The 7,773-nt window shown below is 71.4% G+C and carries 8 protein-coding genes and 1 pseudogene; 3 read left to right on the top strand and 6 right to left on the bottom strand.

Going from position 1 to position 7,773, the window contains the following annotated elements:
* A pseudogene (locus QMK34_RS22730) lies at positions 1-595 on the bottom strand (inositol monophosphatase family protein); the annotation flags it as partial.
* A gap of 108 nt (positions 596-703) precedes the next feature.
* Here QMK34_RS22730 and QMK34_RS22725 point away from each other — a divergent pair.
* The 3 genes from QMK34_RS22725 to QMK34_RS22715 all read left to right on the top strand — a co-directional run bounded on the left by QMK34_RS22725 (position 704) and on the right by QMK34_RS22715 (position 3,251).
* On the top strand, positions 704-1,417 hold the full coding sequence (locus tag QMK34_RS22725) for a response regulator transcription factor (protein ID WP_326416284.1): 714 nt from the start codon (positions 704-706) through the stop codon (positions 1,415-1,417).
* Positions 1,418-1,419: 2 nt separating this feature from the next.
* Positions 1,420-2,703 carry an ATP-binding protein gene (locus QMK34_RS22720; protein WP_326416236.1) on the top strand — a complete coding sequence of 428 codons (1,284 nt, stop codon included), beginning with the start codon at positions 1,420-1,422 and terminating at the stop codon, positions 2,701-2,703.
* 62 nt (positions 2,704-2,765) lie between these two features.
* Entirely contained in the window at positions 2,766-3,251 is a 486-nt protein-coding gene (locus QMK34_RS22715; RefSeq protein WP_326416235.1) for a hypothetical protein, read from the top strand.
* On the opposite strand, the gene QMK34_RS22710 is transcribed toward QMK34_RS22715, so the two are convergent.
* The 5 genes from QMK34_RS22710 to QMK34_RS22690 all read right to left on the bottom strand — a co-directional run bounded on the left by QMK34_RS22710 (position 3,238) and on the right by QMK34_RS22690 (position 7,587).
* Positions 3,238-3,669 carry a hypothetical protein gene (locus QMK34_RS22710; protein WP_326416234.1) on the bottom strand — a complete coding sequence of 144 codons (432 nt, stop codon included), beginning with the start codon at positions 3,667-3,669 and terminating at the stop codon, positions 3,238-3,240. The genes QMK34_RS22715 and QMK34_RS22710 overlap by 14 nt on opposite strands.
* 4 nt (positions 3,670-3,673) lie before the next feature.
* A complete protein-coding gene (locus QMK34_RS22705; RefSeq protein WP_326416233.1) occupies positions 3,674-4,306 on the bottom strand; it encodes a helix-turn-helix transcriptional regulator in 633 nt (210 codons plus the stop codon).
* A gap of 191 nt (positions 4,307-4,497) precedes the next feature.
* Positions 4,498-5,160 (bottom strand): response regulator transcription factor, encoded by a 663-nt coding sequence (locus QMK34_RS22700; RefSeq protein WP_326416232.1) that lies wholly within the window; start codon positions 5,158-5,160, stop codon positions 4,498-4,500.
* A 181-nt stretch (positions 5,161-5,341) separates the two neighbouring features.
* A complete protein-coding gene (locus QMK34_RS22695) occupies positions 5,342-6,193 on the bottom strand; it encodes an NAD(P)H-binding protein (protein WP_326416230.1) in 852 nt (283 codons plus the stop codon).
* A complete protein-coding gene (locus QMK34_RS22690; RefSeq protein ID WP_326416229.1) occupies positions 6,190-7,587 on the bottom strand; it encodes an MDR family MFS transporter in 1,398 nt (465 codons plus the stop codon). Before QMK34_RS22690 ends, QMK34_RS22695 begins: the two co-directional genes overlap by 4 nt.
* Positions 7,588-7,773 lie beyond the last annotated feature (186 nt).

Here is a 7,773-nt window from a genome sequence, read left to right as displayed (position 1 = left end):
GGGCCGCGGCGACGTCCCAGGGGTTGACGATGCACTCGGCGACGATGTCCAGCGCGCCCTCGGCGACCAGGCAGTGCTGCCAGAAGTCGCCCAGCGCGCGGCTCTCCCAGCACGCGTCGACCAGCTCGAGGTACTTCTCGCGCGAGTGGTACTCGACCCAGGAGCCGAGGTCGGTCGTCGAGAGGTACGCGTCCTCCATCGCGGCCACGCCGGAGACCGAGAGCTTGCGGGCGCCCGCCGAGTCGCGCAGCCACGCGCCGTCGCCGGTGGAAGCCCACCAGCGGCGGCCGAGGAGGGGGGCGCTGATCAGGCCGACGACCGGGTCGCCGTTCTCGACCAGCGCGATCAGGGTCGCCCAGACGGGTACTCCGCGCAGGAAGTTCTTGGTGCCGTCGATCGGGTCGAGCACCCAGGCGCGGCCTTCGGCGGGCACGGTGCCGCCGCGTTCCTCGCCGGCGATCGCGTCGCCGGGGCGTTCGGCCGCGAGGAGGGCGCGGATCGCGTCCTCCACGGCCGTGTCCGCGTCGGTGACCGGGGTGCGGTCGGGTTTGCGCTGCACGGTCAGGTCGAGCGCGCGGAAGCGATCGGTGGTGATCGCGTCGGCGGCGTCCGCCAGCCGGGTGGCGAGTGCAAGATCATTCTCGTAGCCGGGCACGGTCACGATGGTTTCACGCCCCCGCGCCGTAGAGTCGACCAGGTGAGCATGGTGCTACTTGCCGAGGACGATCCGGCCATCGCTGATCCGCTGTCCCGCGCGCTGCAGCGGGAGGGGTACGAAGTTCAGGTCGTCGGCGACGGGCCGTCGGCGCTCGAGGCCACCGCCCGGCATCGGGTCGACCTCCTCGTCCTCGACCTCGGCCTGCCCGGCATGGACGGGCTGGAGGTCTGCCGCAGGCTGCGCGCCAGCGGCACCGAGGTCCCCGTCCTGATGCTGACCGCCCGCACCGACGAGGTCGACTTCGTCGTCGGCCTCGACGCGGGTGCCGACGACTACGTCGCCAAGCCCTTCCGGCTCGCCGAGCTGCTCGCCCGGATCCGCGCGCTGCTGCGCCGCCGGGCGCCGGAGGTCCTCGAGGCCGGCGGGGTCCGGATGGATCTCGGCGCGCGCCTGGTGACCGTCGACCTGCACGAGGTCCAGCTGGCGAACAAGGAGTTCGAGCTGCTCCGCGTGCTGATGAGCCGCGCCGGCCAGGTCGTCAGCCGGGACGAGATCCTCGCCGAGGTCTGGAACGACCTCGAGTCCAAGACCTCGAAGACGCTCGACATGCACATGTCGTGGCTGCGCCGGAAGCTCGCCATCGCCGCCGACGAGGCCGTCGGGCGCGGCAACGGCAAGTCCCCGCTGTCGCATTCCGGTGACGGCGAACGCCGCATCGCCACCGTCCGCGGCGTCGGATTCCGCTTCAACGCGGAGTGAGCATGCGCCGCCGGATCCTGCTGGCGATCCTGCTCGCGGTGATGGTCACCGCGGCCGTGCTCGGCATCCCGCTGGGCTTCACCGCCCGGTCGGTGGTCGAGAGCGCGTACGTCGACCCGCTGGCCGAGCGGGCCAGGGACGTCGCCGCGGTCCTCGACAACGAGCTCGCCAACGGCCAGCCCATCGACCTCGATCAGGTCCGCGCGGCCGTACCGTCCGACGGGCTGCTGATCGTCCGGGTGACTGGCCAGCAGGAGAAGCGGTACGGCTCCACGCTGGTCGGCGACACGATCTCGCAGGAAGTGGCGATGGCCAGGGACGGCAAGGTCACCCTCGCCGCCCCGGCGGGCCCGATGCGGAGCAGGCAGACCCAGGTGACGCTGCTGGTGGTCCTGCTCGTGGTGCTGTCGATCGCCACCGGCGCCGTGGTCGCGACAGTGACCGCGCGCCGCCTCGCGAGACCGCTGCGGCACGTCGCCGATCGCGCCGCGAAGCTCGGCGGCGGCGACTTCCGGCCCGACCCGAGCCGCTACGGCGTCGGCGAGCTCGACATGGTCGCCGAGGCCCTCGACTCCTCGGGCAGCGCGCTCGCCCAGCTCGTGCAACGGGAACGCCAGCTCGTCGGCGATGTCTCCCACCAGCTGCGCAGCAGGCTGACGGCTTTGCAGCTGCGGCTCGAACCGCTCACCATGCACCCCGACCCGGACGTCGCCGACGAGTCCAAGGCCGCCCAGGAGCAGGCCGACCGGCTCGCCGACGCGCTCAACGAGCTGCTCGCCGCCGCCCGCGCCGCCCGCGAGGTCGGCGCGGAGCCGGTGGACCTGACCACGACCCTGCCCCAGGTCGCCGAGGAATGGCGGCAGCTCCTGCGCGCGGAGGGCCGCAACCTCCGCCTCCGCGTCCCGGACGTGCTGATGGCCAGGGCCACGCCCGGCCGGTTGCGCGAGGTCATCGGCGTCCTGCTGGACAACGCGCTGAGGCACGGTGCGGGAACCGTGACGCTGGGCGCCCGGCGCGGCGACGCCGAGGGCACGGTCGTCGTCGAGGTGAGCGACACCGGTTCCGGCGTGCCCGACGAGCTCGCCCCGCACGTGTTCGAGCGCGGTTTCTCCGGCGGCGGCTCGACCGGGGTGGGGCTCGCGCTGGCCAGGGCACTGGTCGAGGCCGACGGCGGGCGCCTCGAGCTGTCCAGCAAACGTCCGGCGGTGTTCAGCCTGTTCCTCAAGGTCCCCAAGCCGGAAGACGTCGGCGAGGTCCGCTGGCCTGCTGAGCGCGTACCGCGTTAGGGCTCCCCAAGGATCACCCGATCGGGCAATGCCTGCCCGGCCGGGTGTCGTACCGTCGTGCGGTGGACACGCGGGCCTGCCGCTACCGGGTGCGGGACGGGCCGGTGGCGACCGGGACCGCGATGATCGGCAAGGTGGCCGTCGCCGTCCACCTGCTGTTCCAGGGCGAGCTCGACGTCCGGCTGCCCGCCTCCGGCGACCGGTCGGGGACACCGAAGCTGCTGTTCGACGGGCGGTACGTGAGCGGGCTCGACATCCCGGCCGCCACCGTTTCCAGTGCGGCGGGCCACCGGTTCACCCCATCGGCCAGGACGTTCCGCGCGCCCGGCACCGCGGTGTTCCACGGCCGGTGCGAGGTCGACGCCCGCCGTGACACGCTGACGCTTTCGGGCAAGCTGGACAACCGGCTCGAAGTGCGCGCCGGATGGAACAGCCGGGTCATCGGCGCCGCGGTTCCCGAGTCGGCCGCGCAGTGGTGTGAGGCCTTCGGCGCCCCGCTCGCCGCGATCGGCGGGATGGTGCTGTGCCCGTCGGTCAGCCCGTGCTGAGTCCGGCGGTGACGGTGACGACGAAGGCGGCGCGCGCGGGCATGCCAAGGCTCGCCCACAGGCCGGTCGGGTCGAGGTCGCCGATGGACAACCCGATCGGCAGGCACTCCTCGGCGAGCTCGGTCCGCAGCTGCTCGGTCTCCAGCAACGCCCGCAGTGAGCCGTCGAGCAGGGCGTGTTCACCGCGGACCGTGTCGGACCTCGCCGTGACCAGATAGGACAGCGCACACCGCTTGCCGCCCCGCACGACGCCGGCGGGGGCGCCGGCGTCGTGCAGCGCGAACAGGAACAGGTCGACACTGCTGACCTGCGCTTCGGTCTGCCAGGTCGGTTTCGGCGGGTCCAGCCGGATCACCGTGCCCGCCGGCAGGTAGGGCGCGATGAGCCGGCACAGCGCCTCGTCGACCTGGGTGATCATGGGCTCAGATCAGCCCTTCACGCAGTGCGTACGCGACCGCGTGCGAACGGTTCCGCAGCTGGAACCGGTTGGTGACGTCGTGCAGGATGCTCTTGACCGTCCGCTGCGAGTAGCACAGCTGATCGGCGATCTCCTGGGTGGAGAACCCCGACGCGACGAGCTTGAGCACCTCGGTCTCGCGGCTGCTCATCCCGCCCAGGTGCAGCCCCCGCGGCTGCAGGACCTGGCGTTGCAGGCGGGAGACCCGGTTCAGCAACCGCCCGAGCAGGTCGGGCGGCAGGGCGCCTTCCCCGGCCGCGACGGCCTTGATCAGCTTGACCAGGACGTCGGCCCCGGCGTCGGCCCGGCGGGCCACCGCGGAGACCCCGTGTTCGATGGCCGTCATGATCTCGTTGTCGTCCACCTCCCCGGCGACGAGCACGATGCGGGTGAAACCCTGGCAGTGCAAGGACGACAGCAGCCGCGTCATCGCGTCGTCCAGCCGGTCGGCGACCAGCAGCGCCACCGTCGCCGGGTCGGCGGACTCCCCATCCACCAGCCAGACGTCGTCACGGGAGCGCAGCGCCATGCAGACGCCGTTGTGGAGTATCGGATCGGTTGCGCGGACGACCACTGGTGTCCGGTTCGGTTCGAACATTGGTTTCTCATTCCCCTCGAGTGGGGACCCACCCCCACGCCTGCTCACCCTGCCGGGGGAGGTGTCCCGGGCGCATGGGACCGGTGTCCCGTTGTTGCCCGAAAATCCGCCCCGGTGGAGGCACTGAGAGGGCTCAAGCGTGATAAGCGCGGAGGAACGTGTCGACGCCGTCCACGAGCAGGGGACCTCGTTCAGCCCGGCCCGGCCCGGCCGAGACCGGCGTCGCGCGCGCGGACGATGGCCTCCGCGCGATCGGCGACGTGGAGCTTGCTGAAGACGTTCGAGATGTGGTTGCGCACGGTTTTCGGGCTCAGGCACAGGGTGTGCGCGATGGCCGCGTTGCTGTGGCCCCCGGCGATGAGCGAAAGGACCTCCCGCTCCCGGCCGGTCAGCTCGGGGAACACCTGATCGGTGGTCGCCTGGGGCTGGTTGAAGAAGCCCAGCACCCGGTTCGCGATGTCCGGCCCGAAGATGGCCTCCCGGCGCGCGACGGCCTGGACCGCGCGGATGATCTCGTCCGGCTCGGCGTCCTTGAGCAGGTAGCCGCGGGCGCCCGCGCGCATCGCGGCGAACACGGACTCGCTCTCGTCGGCCATGGTCAGCATCAGCACGCCGACGTCGGCGTTGTCGGCCACGATGTGCCGGGTCGCCTGGATACCGCTGAGATCGGGCAGGTGCAGGTCCATCACGACGACGTCGGGCCGCAGCGCCGCGGCCGCGCTCACCGCGTTGGCGCCGGTGGCCGCCTCGCCGACCACCTCGATCCCCGGCTCGGCCGCGAGCAGGGTGCACACGCCGAACCGGAAGAGTGGATGGTCGTCGACGACGAGGACACGAAGCCGGACGCCGGTCATGCGGTCTCCATCCTGCGGCGTGAATTAAACACCTGATGAAGTATCCGGTAAGCGCGGCGTTCAGCCCAAGTATTTCGGCTCAGGGCTCAAAAGCGAGCCCCCGTTCGGCCTAGCGAAGGTCCCTGAAGGCCACCATGACGGCGTTAAACGCCGTCATGGTGGCCTTCAGGGACTTGCCGACTCAGGCCGTGAAGAACGGGGCTTTCTCGCGGGCCCAGTCGGCGAAGGTGAGCGGCGCGCGGCCGAGCAGGCGCTCGACGGTGTCGAACACGACCTTCTCGTATTCGGCGGACTCACGCTTCAGGGCGAACATGCCGTCGACGGACGACGCGGGCCAGCCGAAGCCGAGCATCCGCTCGCGCGTAGCGGCTTCGGGCTCTTCGACGTACTTCAGTGGGCGACCGAGGGCCTCGGCGAGGATCTCGACCTGACGCCGTGAGCTGACTGCTTCGCCGCCGGTGAGCGGGTAGGTCCGGCCCTCGTGCCCGTCGGTGGTGAGCACGAGCGCGGCGACCTCCGCGATGTCGCGGACGTGGACCATCGCGGAGTCGGCCTCGCCCGCCGTGATGTACACGGTGTTCTCGGCGATCACGGACTTCTGCCAGGCGTACCGGTTGTCCATGAAGGTGGTCGGGCGCAGGATCGTCCAGGCCGGACCGGCCGCGCGCACGGCCTGCTCGGCTTCGGCGTGCAGCAGGCTGATGCCGTCCTGTTGTCCGAAGTGGACACCCGTGGTGGACAGCTTGACTACGTGGGCGACCCCGGCGTGCGCCGCGGCGGCCAGCGCCGAGCGCTCCTGGGCCAGCCCGTCGCCGCCGCGGCCGGAGACCAGCAGGAAGACGCGGTCGACGCCGTCGAACAGCGACGGCAGGGACTCGGGGACCTCGAGGTCCCCGGCGACGACCTCGGCGCGGGGATCGACGCGGGCGAGGCTCGGATCACGGGTCACGGCCCGGACGGAAGCGCCGCGGTCGAGCAGCGCGGGAACGAGTTCACGGCCGACCTTGCCGGTGGAGCCGAAGACGAGAATCATGAGTTTCTCCTTGGTGGGTAACGGAAATTCAGTGATGACGACGAAGCGGGACGGTCGGGGAGCGCGAACGCCGCGAGCAGCCCGAGCACGAGAGCGGGGAACAGGCACAGGAAGACGCCGTGCAGTGCGTGGGCGTAGGCGCCGGGGCCCGCGCCGGTGTGCGGGAGCGCGGCGGTGAAGACGGCACCGAACACGGTCAGGCCGACGGAAGTCCCCAGCGAGCGCAGGAAACCGACGGTGGCCGAGACCGCGCCGAGGTCTTCGCGGGCCGAGGTGTTCTGTGCGGCCATGGACAGCACCTGCATGGTGAGTCCGGCCGCGAAGCCGAACAGGGTCAGGCAGCCGACGACCACCGGCAGCGCGGTGTGCTCGTCGAGAGTGGCCAGGCCGAGTGCGGCCAGTATGCCGAGCGCCATGCTGGTGATGGGCGCCCAGCGGTAGGCGCCGGTCTTGGCGATGATCCGCCCGGCGACCAGCGAGGACGCGGCGACGGCGAGCGTCATCGGGACCAGGAGCAGTCCTGCGGCCGACGGTGCGACGCCGGCCGCGGACTGCAGGAACACGGCGAGGTAAGTGACCGAGCCGAGGAACACGAACCCGGCGGCGACGCTGATCAGCGCGCTCACGGTGAACGAACGGTCGCGGAACAGTCGCAGCGGCAGCACCGGTTCGGTCGCGCGGCGTTCCACGAGGACGAACGCGGCGAGCAGCACGACGCCGATCGCGATCGACCAGGGCGTGAGCAGGGTGAGCCCGGCGATCGCGCCGCCGAGCAGGACGATCCCGGCGAGGTCGAACGGCGCGGTGCGGCGGCGGCGGGGGAGTTCGAGGCAGCGGGCGACGGCGACCAGCGCGACCAGGCCGATCGGCAGGTTGACCAGGAAGATCGACCGCCAGCCGGCGACGTCGGTCAGCAGCCCGCCGACGACCGGCCCGGCCAGCGAAGACGCCGCGAAGCAGAGCGAGAACCAGCTGAAGTAGCGGGCGCTTTCGCGGGGCGTGAACAGCTCGCCGATGGTCGCGACGACGGTGACGAACAGGCCACCGGAGCCGATGCCCTGCAGCACGCGGGCGGCGATCAGCAGCGGCATCGTCGGCGCGAACCCGCAGGCCAGCGAGCCGAGCAGGAACAGGCAGATGGCGCCGAGCACGACGCGTTTGCGGCCGAACAGGTCGCCGAGCTTGCCGTAGACGGGCGCGCTGACGCTGCCCGCCAGCAGGTAGGCGGTGGTGACCCAGGCGAACGAGGCGGTGCCGCCGAGCTCGCCGACGATGCGGGGCAGCGCGGTGGCCACCACCTGGGAGTCCAGCATGGCGAGGAAAACGGCGAGGAAGAGGCCGACGACGGCGAAGGTGGTTTTGGCGCGCGGAGGCGCCGTGAGTGAGTTGCTCAACGGAAGATCCACTTCACTGGGAAGGACGTACGGGGATGGCCCTGAAAGGGCACGGGAGACACCGGAAGCGCCGCTGCGTCGCAGCTGGCTCTGCCGATATCCCCGCCAAAGCGGGAAAAGGCCCAACCGTCATCCGTGAAGCCGGATGCGGTCCTCTTCGCGCTTGGCGATCACCCCTGATTCGTC

It is taken from the genome of Amycolatopsis sp. H20-H5 (assembly GCF_035828755.1).
Lineage (GTDB): Bacteria > Actinomycetota > Actinomycetes > Mycobacteriales > Pseudonocardiaceae > Amycolatopsis.
This window is presented reverse-complemented; position numbering and strand designations above follow the sequence as displayed.